This window comes from Paenibacillus sp. lzh-N1, from assembly GCF_002872435.1.
GTDB classification, from domain to species: Bacteria; Bacillota; Bacilli; order Paenibacillales; family Paenibacillaceae; genus Paenibacillus; species Paenibacillus polymyxa_C.
Map to the genome: position 1 here is coordinate 1331314 of NZ_CP025696.1, position 19872 is coordinate 1351185.

Below are 19872 nucleotides of genomic sequence, written 5' to 3' on the forward strand. Positions count from 1 at the left end.
ATGAGTGAACCTATCCGTTATTCCATAGTTATCCCGATGTACAACGAGGAAGCCGTTATTACAGAAACCTATCGGAGACTGAAACAAGTCATGGGCTCAATGGGCGAGCCCTACGAGCTGATCTTCGTCAATGATGGAAGTTCGGACCGCAGCGTCCAACTCATCAAGGAATTCAGTCTCAGAGATGACACGATTGTATTGATTGATTTCTCTCGCAACTTTGGTCATCAGCTAGCAATTACCGCCGGGATGGATTATGCGGTGGGAGAGGCAGTCGTCGTCATTGACGCTGACCTCCAGGACCCGCCGGAACTGATTGTTGAGATGGCTAACAAGTGGAAGGAAGGCTATGAAGTCGTCTACGCCAAACGACTCAAACGCAATGGTGAAACTCGCTTCAAGAAATGGTCTGCCAGCCTCTTTTACCGCGTACTTAAAGCATCAACGGATATTAATATCCCGGTCGACACCGGGGACTTCCGCCTAATGGATCGCAAGGTCATAGATGAATTGAAACGTCTGCCGGAAAATAACAGATTCGTGCGCGGTCTGGTCAGTTGGATCGGTTTTAAACAAACTGCTGTTGAATATGAGCGCGATGAGCGGCTTGCAGGCGAAACCAAGTATCCGCTAAAACGCATGATCAAGCTCAGTCTCGACGGGATCACATCCTTTTCGATTAAGCCACTCAAGCTGGCAGGTTATATCGGCGCACTTTTGTCCATGTCCGGCTTCCTGTATCTGATGTATGTATTGTTTCTTAACTTTTTCACCGATTCCTATGTGATGAAAGGCTGGTCATCCATGATTAGCATCAGCCTGATCTTCGACGGAGTGATTCTGATTATTCTCGGTATCATGGGTGAATATATTGGACGGATTTATGACGAAACCAAAGCACGTCCACTCTACATTGTCCGTGAGCGTCTGGGTGGACAATACGATAACGGTCCGACACATGCTATGAAGGTTCCTGAACAACGCGAGTCCCTGTACATGAAAGGAGCCCGTGACAGTCTGATTTCGGGTGGACGTACAGTACGCGACAACAGCGCGGTATATACTGGACCCAAATCCGGTCGTGGGGCCTAACTATGAAAAGTCGCATGACCCAGCTGCTTCCTATGATCCGATTTGGCATCGTAGGTCTGGTGAATACAGGAGTAGATTATATCATTTTTATGCTACTGGCTTGGACCGGAGTGCCGGTCGTGGTAGCGCAGATCATTTCGTACAGCTGCGGCACAGCCAACAGTTATATTTTGAACAGCAAATGGACATTCAGCAAACAACAAGCAAACAACACAAGCAAAGGTCAGTTACTCAAATTTATCGTCATCAACCTCATCGTATTGGGGATAACCTCCTTATTGCTGCAAGTGCTTCACACTGAAACCAAGCTGCCGCTTGCTTTAGGCAAGCTGATCGCCACCGCAGCCGGAATGATCATCAATTATATCGGGAGCCGATACTGGGTGTTCGGTTCCCCATCCCGAAAGGAAAGTGAATCTCTATGAGAAAAATTACAAAAGCCGTTATCCCTGCCGCCGGTTTGGGAACCCGTTTTTTGCCAGCTACGAAAGCTTTACCAAAAGAGATGCTTCCAATCGTAGATAAACCAGCCATTCAATATATCGTTGAAGAAGCCATCAAATCTGGAATTGAGAGCATCATTATCGTTACGGGGCGTAATAAAAAAGCCATCGAAGACCATTTTGACAAGTCTGTAGAGCTGGAGCAAGTACTGGAGAGCAAGGGAAAATATGATCTTCTGCGTGAAGTTCAAAGCATCGGAGGCAAGGCAGTCATCCACTATATCCGTCAAAAAGAACCGCTCGGCTTGGGACATGCGGTACGCTGCGCCCGTCAGTTCATTGGCGATGAGCCCTTCGCCGTGTTATTGGGCGATGATATTATGAATTCCTCCACTCCGGCGATTCGTCAGATGATGGATGTATACGAAGCCACTGGCAAGCAAGTGGTCGGCGTGCGTACGGTAGAAGAACAGGATGTAAGTAAATACGGCATTATTGGCTCCACTCACCAAAATGGCCTTATTCATGAAGTCGGCGGACTTGTTGAAAAACCATCCCCGGCAGATGCTCCTTCGCGGCAGGCTGTCATTGGTCGCTATGTATTGGAGCCTTCTATTTTCTCCATATTGGAGAACATGTCCACTGGAGCGGGCGGTGAATACCAATTGACAGATGCTCTGCATCAAGTAGCATTGCAAAACCAGCTGCTTGCATTGGAACTGGAGGGCACACGCTACGATATTGGTAATAAAGCTGGCTATCTGGAAGCAGTGCTCCACATGGGCATGCAGCGCGAAGATTTGCGTCCAATGCTTGACTCCATGATGCGTGAGTGGGCACTTGCTTCAATGATAAAATAGGCAAATTTCCTCCTACCGAAATCCGATGATGTTGTGAAATCACGAAAGTAGCTGGTTAAGCACATAAACTTGTACAATGTAAAAGTATAGAGCATCGGAATTTACGCGGTCGCCCGGCCGAAACTAAGGAGGAAAAGCCCCTATGATACCTGAGGGAAATCTGCAAAGTAATGTGGATCGTTTCAATGGCTTTGCCGACAACTACGATCAACACCGTCCAGAAGCGCCATCACTCGTCGTGGAAATCATCAGCCGCTATCTGGATCGGAACGTAGCGCTAGTTGCCGATATTGGCTGCGGTACTGGGCTCTCTACTTTCATATGGAAAGACACCGCTCGTCGAATCGTCGGCATCGAGCCTAACCCGGACATGAGAGGAATAGCGCAGCGCAAGCTGGAGAGAGCAGGAACGACAATGACAGGTACCATTTCCTTCGAAAGCGGGTTCTCCAACAACCTGCCCTTTGAGGACGGCACTGTAGATGTCATCACCTGTTCTCAGTCCTTTCACTGGATGGACCCCGAGAGCACACTCCAGGAAGCAGGCAGGGTCTTGGCACAAGGCGGCGTGTTCGCAGCCTTTGACTGTGACTGGCCTCCTGTGCTGCAATGGCAGATTGAGCAAGCTTATACAGAGCTTATCACCAAAGCTGATACCGTTTTGGAACAGGAAGCTCCTGTAGAGCAACAGGCTCATAAATGGAGCAAGGATCAGCATCTAGCTAATCTGCATCATAGCGGGCAATTCCGCTATATTCGGGAGATTGTCTTCCACAATCGTGAGCAATGTGACGCTGCTCGTTATACTGGGCTCGCTCTTAGCCAGGGAGGAATTCAGAGCCTGTTCAAACTTGGCAATCGAACGCTTGACGACGATATAGCCCGCTTCGTGAAGCTGGTTGAGAATCATTTTGAAGGCAGAACACTGGATATCCTGTTCAGCTATCGTATGAGACTCGGCATCAAGTAGAACGGAATCAAAATCGTCGTGATGATATTCACTTCGGCTCAAGCCAAAAAAAAAGACTCTCCTTGTCTCGTGAAAGCGAGTACGTAGGAGAGTCTTTTTTCTTTTAATACATAGCTACATCTACTTCCCTACAATCCTTAGCTGTAGGTTTACTGCGTCTTCCTCTTAGGAAGAGTGGACAGCTAGAATGTGCGCCAACCGATCAGGATAGTCTGTGATGATGCCGTTCACTCCGGCCTCCAGCAGACGCTCCATTTCCTCCGGCTCATTCACCGTCCATGGGTGGTAGACGACACCTAATGCCAAAGCCTCGGACACCGCTTCCGGTGTAACCACTTGCTTGTAGGCATGAAGTGCTGTAGCCCCGAATTGGGTTGCATACTCCGCTGGGCGAACCATAATCTCAATATAGAGCGCTCCCGTCTTGATCTCGGGGGCAATCTGCGCACAGAGCGCGAGCGATTCATGATTGAAGCTGGATAAGATCACCCGCTCTTCCAATCCAAAGCGCTTCACAGCGGCAATGACCTCTTCCTCCATCCCCGGATAGAGATGAATGCTATTTTTCAGTTCCAGATTAATAATGGTATCCGAGGACTGTGCCAGTTCCAGTAACTCACCCAGCATCGGTACCCGCTCGCCTCGAAATTTCTCATCAAACCAACTGCCTGCATCCAGTTTATTTAATTCTTCCAGCGTGATATCTCTTACATCCAGCGGGCAACCTGTCGTGCGCTCCAGCGACTCATCGTGAATCAGCACCAAATGCCCATCTTGGGTACGCTGCACATCCGTTTCAATGCCTGTTGCTCCCAGTTCCAACGCGTGGCGGAAAGCCGCCATCGTATTTTCAGGACATACCCCGGAAGCTCCGCGATGCGCAAAATTAATTACCTTCTGGGTCATAGTCACGATATAATCCCTCCTGTCATTTCAAACAAGAATATTCTACTCGTTCATTGTTTGGGCTGTATAAAATATTCACCACAGTCGCCTGTTCTTCTACGCCGGTTGAACAATCTTCCCAATCCATTCCGAATAAAATGCATTCCCATTCCGTCGATCAAATTCAGCTGCCGCAGACTCTGCCAGTGGTCTGAAGTACGCAATGATCTCTTCTAACGTACGTTCCTGTTTGCCCCATTCAAAAGATGCAGGCATCCGAATCAAACGAAGTTTTCTCGAAGTATCCAGCTTTTGCAGCAGCCCTACCATCGCTGCGTAAAAATACATTTGCTCCAATCCGCTCTCATAGTCCAATGCGATGTGCAAATGACGTTCCACCACTCCGATTCCTTCAATCGGATTTGCAACCGTCAAATACTCAATATGCTCTGCTATCGTTTTCAGGAAGTCACGGTCATCACGAACCAGGCGATAGCCTTTGCGATACTGCTCCTTCGCCTGATCAACCTCGCCTTGACGATACAGCGGCAATAGCACCTGCGAGAGCGTCACATGCGGCACTTCTGCACATCTCATCCGTCCCGATAAAATCGGTTTTGCCACGGCAAGCGCCTGCTCGTCTTCTCCGGTCAAGTGATAGAATCGCACCATCTGGCTCTGCTCACAGGCTTCACAATCACTCATACTGTCTGGCTCAATTACGCGGAACATATCCAGATACCGCCGTGCTTCATCCAGTTCACCCATGTCCATCGCGATGCGGAACTTATAATAGTAATATGGTCGCTCATTATACCCGTATTCAGCATAACGTCTGCGCATATCCTCTACCAGATCCTCGATTTGAGTTTTTGATATATTCGGAAAACTGCACACCTTTCCAAGTATCCATTTATAGTTCCACAACAGCTCAACGGGGTCGTATTCCTCTGGATTTTGGTCAAATTGACCCAGCTGCCATGAAAAAGCAATCAGCGACTTCAATGGATATCCGTTAAAAATAGCACAGTCTACAATCTCTCCCCGAATTTCATAAGCGAGCTCCTTCAAACCTGAAGTATCCGCCAGGCGAACAGCCTCTTCCAGAATCGCCAGCTTTGCCGCCCCTCCGGGCATATCCTGCGCCTGCTCCATCATTTCATATATCGTCTCTTCCATTTGAATCCTCCTTTAATTACGCAATTACGTATTCTGTCCGTTCCCTAATCCCCAATTGATAAAATGCAGCACACTCCGGTTCATCAGCCCTAGCTCACTGCGGTTCATCGGATAGTGACCCATCATAAGCGCATTCACATACATCATTTCTGTTGCAGCCGTAATCATCTGTGTATCGGTAGCTTCAAAAATCCGCGCCACTACCGGGTTGCTTAAATTAAAATACAAGGTCGAATAGCCCGCGTTCTGCTGGACTCCCGCTTTTAGACTATCGAGCACATTGGAAAAAAGCGAAGTGGTCTCTTCAACTGTGTGTTCCATGGAGCGCAAGGTTAGTGCATCCTGTGAAATGGTGTAAAGCACAGGCAAGCTCGCAGGCTCAAAACGCTTCAACTCAGCACGGCAGCGCATCGGCTGCAAAGCAGCATCCATCACACGTAGCACATCGTAATACTTGGTGTGCTCTTCCTGCGTCAACCCGGTAAATGATAAAGATACATCCTCAGGGCTGAGTCGCTCTGTTTGCAGGGTAGCGTCGATCCAGTGCAGCTTATCCAAAATTTCTGAATCATAGATATATCCGCCGTTGATCACCAGCATCGATTGCGCTGCCGCCACATGCGTAATCTGGCGATACTCATCCACAGTCGCCGTGTAATGGAGCGGACGCCCGCCCGCCTCTCGGATCAGTTCACTCAGCTCGCGCCGCCCAAAAGTACTTTCGAAGGAAAACCAGCGGTGCATAATCCGCAGAAATTCATCATCCTCGACCGCGAGCGCCTTCATGGATAGCTCGTGCAAACGAATCCAGTGCTGCAAGCGGTCTGGCTCATATTCCGCCATGCGAAGCAGTTCTTGTCGAATACAGGTTCCCAATTCGGAACGAACCGCATCAAGCTGCTCATTTTCATAAAAGTATTCACGAGATGCCGTTGGTTGCAATTCGTCTGTCCAAATCAGGCTTTTAATAAAAAATGCCCATTCTGGCAATACATTTTCCGCTTTGTCGGACACGAGCATATGCTTCAGATACACCCGATGCAGCCGCTTGCTGTTCAGATTAACACTGCGAGGCAAAATGAATGCAATCCCGCCTGTTCTGCCCGATGCCGTCCGCAGCGGTATAAAATCACTGAAGCGCTCACCCATTAGGCGATAGCCTAAATCCAGCACCTCACCGCGTCGACTCCGTAATTGTTCCGGGTCCTGCATCCAGCTTGTCGATGGAAGATTGACCTGCTTAGTCTCCCCGTCTACAGACAGCAGGACAGGATATGGCAGCAAGGCTCCATAATAAAATAAGGAGTCTTTCACCTGCGCTGGCTCATAATAAAACTCGCTCCCCGGCTTACAGCGCAAATAAATTTGCGTCCCTATAGGCAGCTCAGTCTCTAACCGACGAATCGTATACGTCCCATCCGGCTTCCCTCTCCACTCCATAGAGATGCCTTCCTTCACCGAACGGGTCAGTACTACAATTTCATCGCTCACCATAAAACAAGACAGCAAGCCAATCCCAAAACGCCCGATAAATGAAGTCTCCGAGGTTAGCAAATCAGCCCCCTTCTTGGAAGACTGCCCGATGATCGACAGAAACCGGTGAATGTCTTCTTCAGACAATCCAATACCGTTATCCTGAATCATCAATACCTGCTGATCCCCGGCACCGGATAGCTCCACGATGACTTTGCCTTCATAGTCGTTACTCTCAGAAGCTGTATCTTCAAGGGTATTGTCTTCTTTCAATGATCTACTTTCAGCTTCAGTCTTCCGTAGCTCCTTGCGAGCCGTGATCGCATCTGTTGCATTTTGTAGTATTTCACGTATAAACACCCGTGGACTGCTATATAAATGATTGGCCAAGATATCAATCATGCCGCCCAAATTTACTTGAAAACGATATTCGTCTGTTTGACTCATAGAGATCATTCCTTTCACGAAATGCTACAGCCATCTTTTATTTAAAATAGCTATCTTTTAAAGTATAACGTGGATTTAAGACGGATTACACACCTTCATTTCAGATATCAATTCATTGACAACGGTACAACAGGGTCTTTTTTCACCCAGGAGGGTGGGCACTGGGTCTAATTAACTTCATAAAAATGTACGAGGCACGAACACTTAGTGATTAAGGATCATCTTTGCCTAGTTAAATTTAGGAATAAATATAATATTTATTGGAATTACCTCTTCCTTTTGAGCACTATATCGATGGAGGGACAAATGGCTCATTTTTATACAAAAACCCGCATTCCTGCTCTTGTAGTAGCCTTACAAGAGAGAATGCGGGCTTTTTAGGTATAACCCAGTCCGTTCCTTTTATATAAAAGAATTAATGAGACTTAGCAAGACGGATAACATTCCACGAGGCTTTGCCCAAATGAGCTTTTACAATTCCGTCTTCAAGCTTGGCATTGCCACCGTTATGAGGCGTAACCTTTTCTCCAGCTGGGCTATTGGTCGCTTTGAGATCATCATGCTCCAGCACGGTATGCTCGACAATACGGTAGCCTTCGAAACTACGTACATCTACCGTCAGCTCCAGCGATTCAGACAAGTGACGGTTCACTGCAAAGACAGTCAGCGCGTCTCCCTCTTCATCATAAACCACAGCGCTATCCAGATAAGGAATGTCCGTAAAGTCCTTGGAATCGTATTTTTCGGAATCCACTACAGGCATCAGTGATACCCCGCGACCATAACGGGAAGCATGCAGATACGGATAGAAGATCGTTTGCTTCCACGCTTTTCCGTTATTCTCGGTCATGATTGGCGCAATAACGTTGACCAGTTGAGCCAGGCAAGCCATTTTTACACGGTCCGCGTGACGCAAGAACGTAATCAACATGCTGCCCACCAACAATGCATCCTCAAAGTTGTAAATATCCTCAAGCTGCGGTGGTGCCACAGACCATGGATCGATTTTTTTGTCTGCATCATTGGAGTGGTACCATACGTTCCATTCGTCAAAGCTGAGCATCATTTTTTTCTTGCTACGTTTCTTCGCTTTGATATAATCACAAGTCGAAATGACAGTATGAATAAAATGATCCATGTCCATGGAACGTGCCAGATAATTAGCCGTATCATTGTCATGGTTGCCGTAGTATTGGTGCAGGGAAATATAGTCGGCTACCTCGTACGTATGATCCAGTGTGGTTGCCTCCCATTCCGGGAACGTCGGCATCGTGGAGCTGGAGCTTCCACAGGATACAAGTTCAATGTCAGGATCAATCAGCCTCATGGCTTTTGCAGATTCTACAGCCAGACGGCCATATTCCTCCGCTGTCTTGTGCCCAATCTGCCACGGTCCGTCCATCTCATTGCCAAGACACCAGGTTTTAATCTTATGTGGCTGCTCTATACCGTGACTACGACGTAAATCACTCCAATAGGAGCCTCCTGGATGATTGCAATATTCCACCAGATTACGCGCCGCATCAATTCCACGCGTACCCAGATTTACCGCCATCATTACTTCAGAGCCAACATCCTTGGCCCATTTAAAAAATTCATTCGTTCCTACTTCATTCGGCTCCACTGTTCTCCACGCCAGCTCCAACTGTCTAGGTCTGGATGCAACAGGGCCGACACCATCCTCCCAATTGTAACCGGATACAAAATTGCCGCCCGGATAGCGTATAATAGGAACATCCAGCTCTTTTACCAGTTCTTTAACATCATTGCGGAAACCGCTTTCATCACTAGTCGAATGAGTAGGCTCATAAATACCACCATATACAGCACGCCCGAGATGCTCTACAAAAGAACCATAAATGCGTTTATCGACTTCAGCAATACGAAAAGATTTGTCTACAATCATCTTTGCTTTTACAGCTGCTGCCACCTAAACCATCCTCTCTGAATGCGAAAATAAAATTTGTTGTACCTAAAATTAACAAGCCATTTTATTAACGCTTCCAATATAACACACCGTAATTAGCATAGTCAATATTATTATTAAATACTTAATATATGTATTAACTATTTAATAATAAACGATAAGCATTTGGTTACGTATTTTTGAACACTTCATTTTATAAACAAACCTATTGAGCAAATAGCCTCTTTACTAAATAGCAATAATAGTCCGATTAAACTGCAATATTAATCTTCACACCTGCATTCTTAGCTTCGTCTTTAGCCGAATCCACATAGGCATTGATCTCTTGTTCAGTCCACACCCTACCAACCTCTATACTTGATTCTTTCTCATCCTTTGATTCATCTCGATCTATTATCGTCGCTTCCTCATTCACTGCTTTTCTAATGCACTCATTGATATTTGAGGCAATCTCCATAATTTTCCCATTAAGGCCTTCTGCCTTCTCACGCAAAGTAGTTGATCTTGAAGGGTTAGTGTTTTCCCAACCTTTAGCTTCGCTTTCTAATGTAATTTGTGCCCTTTTAGTGATTTTGGAATTCTTTAGCTGGTTGTTTGCTGATACAATACTATGCATCGTATAAGTCATGAGACTTTGCTTCTGCTCCTCTGCAGTCTTGTGCGTATATTGTTCCTTTTTATCTTCCTGGGCTTCTTTTTTACTTTCCTCATCCATTCCAAATGCTTTTTTTTGTTCTTCTATTAATTGCTTCTGAATATTCTCGTCAATTTGTTGAATCTGCTTATCTATCTTTTCCATTTCGGCTTTTACAGCTTCCGAACCGAGGCCACGTTTTAGAGCATTACTTATATAGTCCGAACGCCTCTCCATCAGATTTTGCTTCTGCTCTATTAATTGCTGAATAATCTTGTTTTGCCGCTTGCCTATACTCTTCCTTTCAGCCTGAGGGGAAAGGGGATGCCGTAGTTCAAGTCGGTTGTTATCTGTGGTGTGGAACGGCGATTGGTGAGATGATGTAAAAGATACATTCATCTTAAAACCTCCATTTCTCTTCTAAATAGTAATTCTAGAGGTATATCGGTTTTTTTGTATGTTTTTGTATATTTTATCATCACTTTTCATATTCGCACATTATCCCATCAATATTGTCTAACTCATATATAAAGATATCTTGAATCAAAAAAATAACGGAGCCCCTCTTTCAAAGAGAGGCTCCGTTGTTCAATTTGTGAGTAATCTGCATTCACACTTATACTATTACTTAATCCCCGAAATCGTATAATTCTCGATAATATACTTTTGGAAAATAATGAAGATAATCATGATCGGAACGACCATGAAGGTCGAGCCCGCCATTTGCAGGGCAAATTGACTTTCGTTCTGTCCCTTGAGCAGTGACAGACCGACGGACAAGGTGTACAGCTTTTCATCGTTCGCAATAATGAGCGGCCATAAGAAGCTGTTCCAGCCGCCGATGAAGGTCAGAATGGCCTGTACCGCGATAATCGGCGTCGAAATGGGTAGCACGATTTGTAAAAAAGTGCGGAACTCACCTGCTCCATCAAGTCGTGTCGCCTCCAGCAGTTCTTCTGGGATATCGGACATGAACTGCCGGAAGAGGAAGATCGCAAACGCGCCCACCAATCCAGGAAGGACAATCCCCAGCATAGAATTGGTCAACCCCATCTGGTTCAGAATCAAATAGACGGGAATCATCGTCACTTGACCTGGAATCATCATGGTTGCCAGCACCAAATAGAACAGGAAGCCCTTGCCCTTAAACTGGAATTTGGCAAAACCATAACCCGCCATGGCGTTAAGGAATAATCCGAAGAAGGAAGCTAGGACAATGATCAGCGTATTCGTCAGATAGGTTCCAAACGCCATGCTATCGAATAGGATTTTAAAATTATCCAGTGTAAAATGCTCAGGCCAGATGGTTGGAGGAATTTTGGTTACCTCGCCCTCTGTCTTAAAGGAGGATAAAATCATCCACGCAAAAGGCAGCACCATCAACAGACCTCCCACAGTCAGGAGAATCGCCACGAACCATTGAAATGTTTTTTCACCACTGCGCGTATTGGCGCGGGCTTGCTGAACAGCTGTTTTCACGTTCATCACCTCTCTCTATCAGGACTCCGCTTTATTTTGCAAACGGAACTGAATCAGCGTCACCGCGATGATCGCGAAGAATAGAATGAACGATCCCGCCGCGGCATACCCGAATTTACTAAATTGGAAGCCGTTATTGTAAATGAACAAGGATGCCGTTAGCGTGCCGTCCAGCGGTTTCCCTTTGGTCATGACAAAAGGTTCCTCGAAAAATTGCAGCCAGCCGATCATCGTTGTGATGGACACGAAGAAAATAGCGTAACGAAGCTGCGGAAGCGTAATATAACGAATTTGCTGCCATGTATTGGCCCCGTCAAGCTGTGCCGCTTCATAATAAGAGCCCGGAATCCCTTTAATAGCCGCAATAAAAATAATCATGTTTAAGCCGATGCCCCGCCAAACCGCTAACACAATCAGCGAAATTTTCGCTACTGTTGGATCGGTCAGCCATGGGACGGGACCTAAATTTATCAGACCAAGTACGTAGTTGAATAATCCAAGCGTCGGATTATACAGATAGCTCCAAACGACTGCGACCGCAACTACATTCGTTACGGACGGCAGATAGAACACGACGCGGAATATTTTGAAAGCACGTGATTTACCCATGTTAATCAGGATCGCGATGCTGAGCGAAAATATCAGCACCAACGGAACACCAATGATGACAAAGAACAACGTATTACCAATGGACTTCAAAAAGGAAGGGTCCAAAAGCACGTTCGTATAATTTTCCAATCCTATAAAGCGAATACTTTCATAATTAACGAGTCCGGACAGATCCATATCCGTGAAGCTGATCACGAGCGCCAGTAGTATCGGCAACAACGAAAACAGCGTTAACAGGATGATGGAGGGACCGATAAACAAGTATGGCGCAAGCTTCTGCGAGCTTCCTTTCATGCCTTCACTCCCTTTGACAATGACGGATATGGATCATTATTTTTTCATTATACTTGCAGCCTGCTGATTAAAGTCATCCATTTCCTTCTGTACATCGGCATGACCGCGGTAAATACGTTCGAAGCTCTTGATGAATTGTTGAGAAACCTCTTCCCATGCGGCCAGTTGCGGCAATGCTGCGGAATGATCCAACTGTTTGCGAATCGTCCGAAGCATCGGATCACTCTTCAGTTTGGCATCTTCCCACGATTTAGTAGTCGCAGGCAAGTTACTGGACAGATCCATCCATTTCAGCTGTGTTTCTGGTTTGCTCATGTAAGCCAGGAATTTGGCCGACTCCTCTGGGTGCTTGCTGAATTTCATAATTGAAAGGTTGGCTCCACCCAAAACGGACAGGTTGTTTACTTTGCCAGGAAGCTCCGCTATATTCCACTTACCTTCCAATTCTGGTGCCTTGCTCTTGATTTCTTTAATCATGAAAGGACCGCTGATAAACATTGGAACAATACCCTCGCCTTGCAAACCTTGAACGGAATCAATTCCAATATCCACTGCGTTAGAGCCATTTTGGAAAAAGGTATTTACATACTTCACAGCATCTACAAACGGTGCTTGGTTAAATAGCGGATTGCCCTGCTCGTCAACCAGCTTGGAACCGTTCTGGAGAGCAAACATAAAGCCCATGGACTGCTCCTTTGCACTAAAGGAGATACCATATTTGCCTTTACCCCGAGCCGCTAGCTTTTGAGCAGCATCGGACAGTTCCTCCCACGTTTTAGGTGCTACATTATATCCAACCTGTTTCAGTAGGTCCGAACGATAGAATAAAACTCGCGTTTCAGTGTACCAAGGTACGGCGACCGGTTTACCTTCAAATTGAGCCGTACTCACAGCGCCCTTGAAGAAATTTCTCGCTTCAAGCTCAGGGTATTTGCTGATGTAAGGCGTGATATCTGTTAATGCACCCGCAGATGCTAATTCCGGCACCCATGACGTACCTAACTGAACAACATCCGGACCGGATTTTGAAGCAACCGCTGTGAGCAATTTGTCATGAGCGTTATCCCAAGGCAACGCCTGTACATCAACGTGAATATCTGGATTTTCTTTCTCAAAATCTTTTACGATCTCAGGCAGCAGCTTTCCTTCCGCTCCCATGCCCCACATGGTGATGGTCGTCTTACCATTTGCATCTTTGCCTGACGAATCATCCTTGGATGAACAGCCTGCCAGCGCTCCCCCCAGTAATAAGGTGCTTGCCAAAACGATCCCCAATGTTCTTTTCATCATACGAATTCCTCCCGAGATGATCTGTTTACCGATCATGCAATATAATAACGGATTCAAGTACATGAGTTTTGCAAAATTCTGATACATGCAAATACATAGCAGTTAAAGCATACCGTTATAACAATTATGTTTAAAGCCTAAGGACCATACTCATCAATAGAAACGTTTCGATAGTCATTATAGAACAAATTGAAACCGTATTCAATAGGGATATTATTTTTTATTTACTTAGAATCGCATCTTTTTTTCATTTATTTTATCTTTATTACGCTACTTATCCTATAAAAAGACCTCCGTTTTGCATTTGACTCTCTATTTGAAAGCGTATATAATCCAACTGAGTTCAACAATAGAAACGTTTCGATTAATAATACAACAGAATATTATGCTTCTATACTAGCTATTAGCCTGTTCAGCACTTTTTTGAATCAACTTATCCAAAAAATCTCATGAATCTGAAAAAGAGAGCTGTTCTACCAACCATACAGCTTATGGAGGATTATGATGGAACAACACCTGAATTCCTATTTACAAAACATGACGCTTGAAGAAAAAGTTGACCAACTGCTACAGCTTGTGGGTGGCTTTTTTGAAGAAGCGGGTACAGAGGGCCAAATTACTGGTCCTATGGCTTCTCTCGGCATTACCGAGCAAACGGTTCACAATGTTGGTTCCGTGCTCGGCCTTGCAGGAGCTCAGGAAGCGATTCGTGTTCAGCAGGCTCATTTGAGTAAAAATCGTCTGGGTATTCCGCTTTTAATTATGGCAGATATTGTACACGGCTTCAAAACGATTTTCCCGATCCCGCTGGCTATTGGTTGCTCATGGGATATGGAACTTGCAGAAGAGAGCGCTACTATCGCTGCCCGGGAAGCAGCCGTATCTGGTGTTCACGTCACATTCGCTCCTATGGTCGATCTGGTACGTGACCCCCGCTGGGGTCGTGTAATGGAATCCACTGGGGAAGACCCTTATCTCAACAGTCAATTTGCCCGTGCGTTTGTGCGCGGATTTCAGGGTAAAGATCTGACGAATGATACCGAGCGGGTAGCCGCATGCGTGAAGCACTTTGCTGCATATGGAGCCGGTGAAGGCGGACGAGATTACAATACCGTAGATGTATCCGCATGGCAGCTGCGAGAGTATTATCTCCCCTCCTACAAAGCTGCTTTAGATGAAGGCTGCGAAATGGTGATGACGTCCTTCAATACCGTAGAAGGCGTAGCCGCAACGGGCAATAAGCGCCTGATGCGTGATCTGCTTCGTGATGAATGGGGATTTGACGGTGTACTCATTTCGGATTGGGCCGCGATCAAAGAGCTTATTCCTCATGGCATCGCCGAAGATGAGCGGGAGGCAGCAAAGAAAGCATTGCTGGCAGGCGTAGATATTGAAATGATGACCTCCTGCTATAATGGACACCTGCCTGAGCTGATTCGCAGCGGACAGCTGGATGAAGCCCTCGTTGATGAAGCAGTGATGCGTATATTGAAGCTCAAGCAAAAGCTGGGCTTGTTCGAGAATCCGCTACGCGGCGCAGACCCTGAGCGTGAACGTGAAGTTGTGTTCTGCGAAGCCCATCGTGCGGTTGCCAAAGAACTAGCCATTAAATCATGCGTGCTGCTCAAAAATGATTCCGTGCTTCCATTGAATCCCAATCAACGTATTGCATTGATCGGTCCTTTTGCAGAGAGCGGCGATATTCTGGGCTCTTGGTCATGGAGCGGTTCACAAGAGGAAGCCATTCGTGTTGTTGATGGATTCCAATCGAAAATACCCTCCTCGCTGCTCACCGTAGCGGCAGGATGCTCTGTAGACGACATAACAGAGGAGCAATATGCAGAAGCTCTGCATGCTGCCAGTCAAGCAGAGGTCATCGTATTAGCGCTTGGTGAGCGCTCGGATATGAGTGGTGAAGCAGGCAGCCGTTCGAATATTCGCCTGCCACAGGCCCAATTGGAATTGGTGAAGCGCCTGAAGACACTGAATAAACCAATGGTAGCCGTACTGTTTAATGGTCGTCCATTGGATCTGCACGGTGTCATCGAAGAAGCAGACGCTGTACTGGAAGCCTGGTTCCCTGGTGGCGAAGGCGGCGCAGCAATTGCCGATTTGTTATACGGTGATGCCGAACCTACGGGTCGTCTGACGATGTCCTTCCCGCAATCGGTCGGGCAGGTGCCTGTGTATTACAATCATTTTAATACAGGACGTCCACAGTTAGATCCGAACACGACAGAACGCTATGTGTCCCAGTATCTAGATATACCGAACGAACCTTTATTCCCGTTCGGCTATGGCCTGAGCTACACCGATGTAGCCTATGACAGCTTACAGCTTTCCGGCGATACCCTTATTCCCGGTCAAGAACTGACTGTTAGAGTACAGGTAACGAACACAGGAACACGTCCAGTCGAGGAAACGGTTCAGTTCTATGTCCGTGATATCAGCGGTGATACGGTTCGTCCAATGAAAGAACTGAAAGATTTCTGCAAAGTCCTGCTTGCCCCAGGCGAAAGCCAGGAAGTGGAATTTACAGTGACCGAGCCTCAGCTGCGCTATCATCATGCAGATTTGAGCTTCGACAGTGACAGCGGTGAATTTGCCGTCTTTACAGGACCTAACAGCCGAGATACTACAGAAGGCCGTTTTCGGTTAGTAAAAGAAACAGGAAAGTGAGGCGTTCCCTTTGATGAATACAAGTCTAGACCAAAATATTTTGCTGCGAGCCGGAGACCTGTCTTTTACCTTCTTAAGCAGCGGTGATGTGTACAAGATCGCTCACGGCTCAACGATGATCAACCAACTGTTGACCAATTCAGTCGATGGTTCCTTGAACAATCTGTACCTGAGACTGTATCGTCCTTCTGGCGTAAGCATCACTCCACTGCTTGGAGTTCGATCGCCCGGCGTAATCAGACAAACGGATCAGCAGATTATTTGGGAAGGCTTCACCACCGGTGTAGGCTATCAGGTGACCTTCACACTAAGCCGCCTGGGAGTATGGTTCTGGGATGTAACCCTACAGGGCGATGACGTTGAAGCAGATATTGTGTACGGTCAGGATATCGGTATTGCCGATACCGCTGCTGTGCGCAGTAATGAAGCTTATTTGTCTCAATATATTGACCATACTGTCTATCATGATGAACAAAGAGGCTATACCGTTTGCTCACGTCAGAATCAGCCGCAAAGCCAGGCATTCCCTTACATTCAACAAGGCTCGTTAACCCGTACTGTCGGATACTCGACTGACGGATTTCAGTTCTTTGGACTTTCTTACAAGGAAACGAATGAGCCGGAAGCACTGCGCCGCGACTCGCTCGCCAATGAAGTGTATCAATACGAATTCGCTTATACAGCGCTGCAATCTGAGCGGGTAAAACTCGCCGGGGAAGCACGCTTTACGTTTTACGGTCTGTTCCAGCCGAGCCATCCGGCTGCAGTGACGAAGCTGGAGTATCAGGACCTGGTAACCAAAGCACGCGATGAAGTAGTTGGCGTTCTAGCGGACGCTTCCGCGACCATCATACCAGCGCGCATCGCAAGTGACTTCCAGGCAGAACGTGTAGCTACAGCGCAAACCATCGGTGAACCGCTGCGCACGCTGGACTTGACCGATGCCGAAGTGGATCAGCTTTTCCCGAAACGCCAGGAAGAAGAACGGGATGGCGATGAACTACTTTCCTTTTTTACGGATAGCTATGAGCATGTTGTACTCAAATCCAAAGAGCTTCGTGTAGAGCGTCCTCACGGGCACATTTTAATGGGTGGGCATTACTCTGGAGGTAAGGAAGAAACCATTACAACCACCTCCTATATGTACGGGGTATTCAATTCCCAACTCGTGATCGGTAATACCAATTTCAACAAAATGATCACCAACGTGCGTAATGCGCTCAATATTCCCAAGACATCCGGTCAACGTATCTACGTCGGAATTCAAGGAAAATACCGCCTGCTCACCATGCCTTCCCTGTTCGAGATTGGCTTTAATTATGTGCGCTGGTATTACAAAACGGCTGACGATACATTCATTATTACAAACCATACGAATGCCGATCGCCCAGAAGTGCGGCTTCACATGCGCTCGGCAAGCGGCAAAGCTTACCCATTCCTGATCACTCAGCAAATGTCTATGCATGTGAACGAATACGAGCTTCCGTTTCATATGGAACGCGAAGGTGACGACCTGCTCTTTAGAGCTGATTCCGCTTCCCTAAGCGCCGAGGCTTACCCGGATCTTTTGTACCGAATGCACATAGCAGGCGCTTCGTTACAGCAAGTGAGCGATGCTCAAGCGATGCTACAGGGTGGGGCCTCTCCTGATGCATCGCTGGTCGTTTTGGAACTGGGCGACAGCAGCGAATGGACCTGCACTGTACAGGGCTGGCTGCATGGCCGTTCGACCGGGAAGGACCGAGCACATAAGGAGCTTCACGCCTCCTTTGAAGATGAGCGTGAGCGCTACCGGGAATATTTTGCCGAGCTTATGAATGGCTTCCATCTGACGCTTGGCCAACAGGAAACCAGCGAGCTATTCCGTGTGAACGCAGTGGCCTGGTGGTACACCCACAATATGCTCGTCCACTACTCTGTGCCTCACGGTCTGGAGCAATACGGCGGAGCAGCCTGGGGAACACGCGATGTATGTCAGGGGCCTGTGGAATATTTTTCGGCGGTGCAAAAGTTTGATGAGGTTCGTTCCATTTTGCTAACTGTATTCAGCCATCAGTATGAAGACAGCGGAAACTGGCCGCAATGGTTTATGTTTGACAACTATACTCACGTGCAGCAAGAAGAAAGCCATGGGGATATTATCGTTTGGCCGCTTAAGGTACTGGGCGATTATTTGACCGCTACCTGTGATTACAGTATTCTGGGAGAAAATGTACCTTACACCCATCGACATACTTTCGATTATACCAAGCAGACTGCGACCCTCATGGAACATGCTATGAAGGAAATCGAATATATTCGGGAAAATTTCCTGCATGACACGTACTTATCGGCTTATGGCGATGGCGATTGGGACGACACGCTCCAGCCAGCCAATGCGCAGCTGAAGCAATACATGGCGAGCAGCTGGACGGTTGCCCTCACCTACCAAGTGGTTCGTAACTTTGCTGCTGCGTTGGAGCAAGCTCCTGCAGATGTAGTAAGCGAAGCTGATAAGATCGCACAAGATCTACATCAGATGGCGAACGGCATCCGTAAAGACTTCAATCGCTACATGCTGGAAAGCGGAATTATTCCAGGCTTCGTATATATGGAGGAGCCCGGTCAACCCAAGCTGATGCTCCATCCGTCCGACACCGAGACGGGAATCCACTACCGCTTGCTGCCGATGACACGCAGCATGATTAGCCAGTTGCTCACGCCTGAGCAAGCATTGGCTCACGAGCAGCTCATCCGCGAGCAGTTCCTCTGCCCGGATGGTGTGCGTCTGATGAACCGCCCTGCACAATATGACGGCGGTGTGAGTTCGCACTTCAAGCGCGCAGAGCAAGCGGCCAACTTCGGACGTGAAGTGGGGCTGCAATATGTGCATGCTCATATCCGCTTTGTGGAAGCTATGGCCAAATTAGGACGCAAGGATGACGCTTGGCATAGCCTGAAGCTCATCAATCCGGTCGGCATCCGTGCGACCGTACCGAATGCCGAATGGCGCCAAAGCAACGCGTATTTCAGCAGCTCGGACGGTAAATTTAACACCCGCTATGAAGCACAGGAACGTTTTGGTGAACTGCGGGAAGGAGCCGTGCCCGTCAAGGGTGGCTGGAGAATCTATTCCAGTGGTCCGGGAATCTACATGAATCAGCTCATATCCAATGTCCTTGGTATTCGTCAGTCAGGCGAGGACCTGATCCTGGACCCTGTGCTGCCGGACGATCTCGACGGATTGGAATTTAAATTTTCCTTTGCAGGAAAGCCAATCACCTTCGTCTACCGCATGCTGCAAGAGCATACGAGCGGTGAGCAAGGCCGTACAGTATTGAACGGTGTTCCTCTGGAAAGTGAGCCAGCCAATGATAATCGCTATCGTTCCGGTGCCTTACGCATCAAACGCGAGACTTTCGAGCAGGCGTTAGCAGAACATGATGGTATACACCGCCTCGAGATTATTTTATAAAATCGAATGATGCATAAGCGAAATCAGGTATAGGCAACAAAGGGATGGCGATCTTGCGGGATCGCCCTTTGCTGCTTGCATGTAGAACTACGACATTTGGAATAGATATGTGGTTAATAATGAATATACAATAGCAGATATAAGACGGACACAAGGA

14 protein-coding genes are annotated in these 19872 nt (G+C 47.2%); 6 read left to right on the forward strand and 8 right to left on the reverse strand.

Annotated elements, in window-relative coordinates:
• The 4 genes from C0638_RS06085 (at nt 1) to C0638_RS06100 (ending at nt 3365) form a co-directional block, all read left to right on the forward strand.
• Nucleotides 1-1092, forward strand: coding sequence for a glycosyltransferase family 2 protein (locus C0638_RS06085; RefSeq protein ID WP_013369002.1), 1092 nt, complete (start codon nt 1-3; stop codon nt 1090-1092).
• 2 nt (nt 1093-1094) lie between these two features.
• On the forward strand, nt 1095-1517 hold the full coding sequence (locus C0638_RS06090; RefSeq protein ID WP_058711949.1) for a GtrA family protein: 423 nt from the start codon (nt 1095-1097) through the stop codon (nt 1515-1517).
• Nucleotides 1514-2395: a UTP--glucose-1-phosphate uridylyltransferase GalU gene (galU, locus tag C0638_RS06095; RefSeq protein ID WP_058711948.1), complete on the forward strand. Its 882-nt coding sequence runs from the start codon at nt 1514-1516 to the stop codon at nt 2393-2395. The genes C0638_RS06090 and galU overlap by 4 nt, the downstream gene beginning before the upstream one ends.
• A 142-nt stretch (nt 2396-2537) precedes the next feature.
• On the forward strand, nt 2538-3365 hold the full coding sequence (locus C0638_RS06100; RefSeq protein ID WP_058711947.1) for a class I SAM-dependent methyltransferase: 828 nt from the start codon (nt 2538-2540) through the stop codon (nt 3363-3365).
• Nucleotides 3366-3530: 165 nt separating this feature from the next.
• Here C0638_RS06100 and C0638_RS06105 read toward each other — a convergent pair whose 3' ends face one another.
• From C0638_RS06105 to C0638_RS06140, 8 genes are all read right to left on the reverse strand, one after another.
• Nucleotides 3531-4277, reverse strand: a complete 747-nt coding sequence (locus tag C0638_RS06105; protein ID WP_058711946.1) for a glycerophosphodiester phosphodiesterase — start codon at nt 4275-4277, stop codon at nt 3531-3533.
• A gap of 90 nt (nt 4278-4367) precedes the next feature.
• On the reverse strand, nt 4368-5429 hold the full coding sequence (locus tag C0638_RS06110) for a hypothetical protein (protein ID WP_058711945.1): 1062 nt from the start codon (nt 5427-5429) through the stop codon (nt 4368-4370).
• A 24-nt stretch (nt 5430-5453) separates the two neighbouring features.
• Nucleotides 5454-7349, reverse strand: a complete 1896-nt coding sequence (locus C0638_RS06115) for an HSP90 family protein (protein ID WP_058711944.1) — start codon at nt 7347-7349, stop codon at nt 5454-5456.
• Nucleotides 7350-7764: 415 nt separating this feature from the next.
• Nucleotides 7765-9279: an arabinosylfuranosidase ArfA gene (gene arfA / locus C0638_RS06120; protein WP_013368995.1), complete on the reverse strand. Its 1515-nt coding sequence runs from the start codon at nt 9277-9279 to the stop codon at nt 7765-7767.
• Between the two features lie 247 nt (nt 9280-9526).
• Nucleotides 9527-10309, reverse strand: a complete 783-nt coding sequence (locus C0638_RS06125; RefSeq protein ID WP_058711943.1) for a hypothetical protein — start codon at nt 10307-10309, stop codon at nt 9527-9529.
• Between the two features lie 225 nt (nt 10310-10534).
• Complete coding sequence (locus tag C0638_RS06130) at nt 10535-11389, reverse strand: carbohydrate ABC transporter permease (protein WP_013368987.1); 855 nt, start codon at nt 11387-11389, stop codon at nt 10535-10537.
• A gap of 18 nt (nt 11390-11407) precedes the next feature.
• A complete protein-coding gene (locus C0638_RS06135) occupies nt 11408-12292 on the reverse strand; it encodes a carbohydrate ABC transporter permease (RefSeq protein WP_058711942.1) in 885 nt (294 codons plus the stop codon).
• A gap of 36 nt (nt 12293-12328) precedes the next feature.
• Nucleotides 12329-13582 (reverse strand): sugar ABC transporter substrate-binding protein, encoded by a 1254-nt coding sequence (locus tag C0638_RS06140; RefSeq protein ID WP_040102342.1) that lies wholly within the window; start codon nt 13580-13582, stop codon nt 12329-12331.
• A gap of 504 nt (nt 13583-14086) precedes the next feature.
• On the opposite strand from C0638_RS06140, the gene C0638_RS06145 reads away from it, so the two are divergent.
• Nucleotides 14087-16261, forward strand: a complete 2175-nt coding sequence (locus C0638_RS06145; RefSeq protein ID WP_082689667.1) for a glycoside hydrolase family 3 N-terminal domain-containing protein — start codon at nt 14087-14089, stop codon at nt 16259-16261.
• Between the two features lie 13 nt (nt 16262-16274).
• On the forward strand, nt 16275-19715 hold the full coding sequence (locus tag C0638_RS06150) for a GH36-type glycosyl hydrolase domain-containing protein (RefSeq protein ID WP_102163387.1): 3441 nt from the start codon (nt 16275-16277) through the stop codon (nt 19713-19715).
• The last annotated feature ends 157 nt before the right edge of the window (nt 19716-19872 follow it).

What these genes read in the sequence shown, in the direction of transcription:
- C0638_RS06150 (WP_102163387.1), top strand. Translation starts at nt 16,275, where the DNA reads ATGAATACAAGTCTAGACCAAAATATTTTGCTGCGAGCCGGAGACCTG.
- C0638_RS06100 (WP_058711947.1), top strand. Translation starts at nt 2,538, where the DNA reads ATGATACCTGAGGGAAATCTGCAAAGTAATGTGGATCGTTTCAATGGC.
- C0638_RS06085 (WP_013369002.1), top strand. Translation starts at nt 1, where the DNA reads ATGAGTGAACCTATCCGTTATTCCATAGTTATCCCGATGTACAACGAG.
- galU (WP_058711948.1), top strand. Translation starts at nt 1,514, where the DNA reads ATGAGAAAAATTACAAAAGCCGTTATCCCTGCCGCCGGTTTGGGAACC.
- C0638_RS06140 (WP_040102342.1), bottom strand. Translation starts at nt 13,582, where the DNA reads ATGATGAAAAGAACATTGGGGATCGTTTTGGCAAGCACCTTATTACTG.
- C0638_RS06090 (WP_058711949.1), top strand. Translation starts at nt 1,095, where the DNA reads ATGAAAAGTCGCATGACCCAGCTGCTTCCTATGATCCGATTTGGCATC.
- C0638_RS06135 (WP_058711942.1), bottom strand. Translation starts at nt 12,292, where the DNA reads ATGAAAGGAAGCTCGCAGAAGCTTGCGCCATACTTGTTTATCGGTCCC.
- C0638_RS06115 (WP_058711944.1), bottom strand. Translation starts at nt 7,349, where the DNA reads ATGAGTCAAACAGACGAATATCGTTTTCAAGTAAATTTGGGCGGCATG.
- C0638_RS06125 (WP_058711943.1), bottom strand. Translation starts at nt 10,309, where the DNA reads ATGAATGTATCTTTTACATCATCTCACCAATCGCCGTTCCACACCACA.
- C0638_RS06110 (WP_058711945.1), bottom strand. Translation starts at nt 5,429, where the DNA reads ATGGAAGAGACGATATATGAAATGATGGAGCAGGCGCAGGATATGCCC.
- C0638_RS06145 (WP_082689667.1), top strand. Translation starts at nt 14,087, where the DNA reads ATGGAACAACACCTGAATTCCTATTTACAAAACATGACGCTTGAAGAA.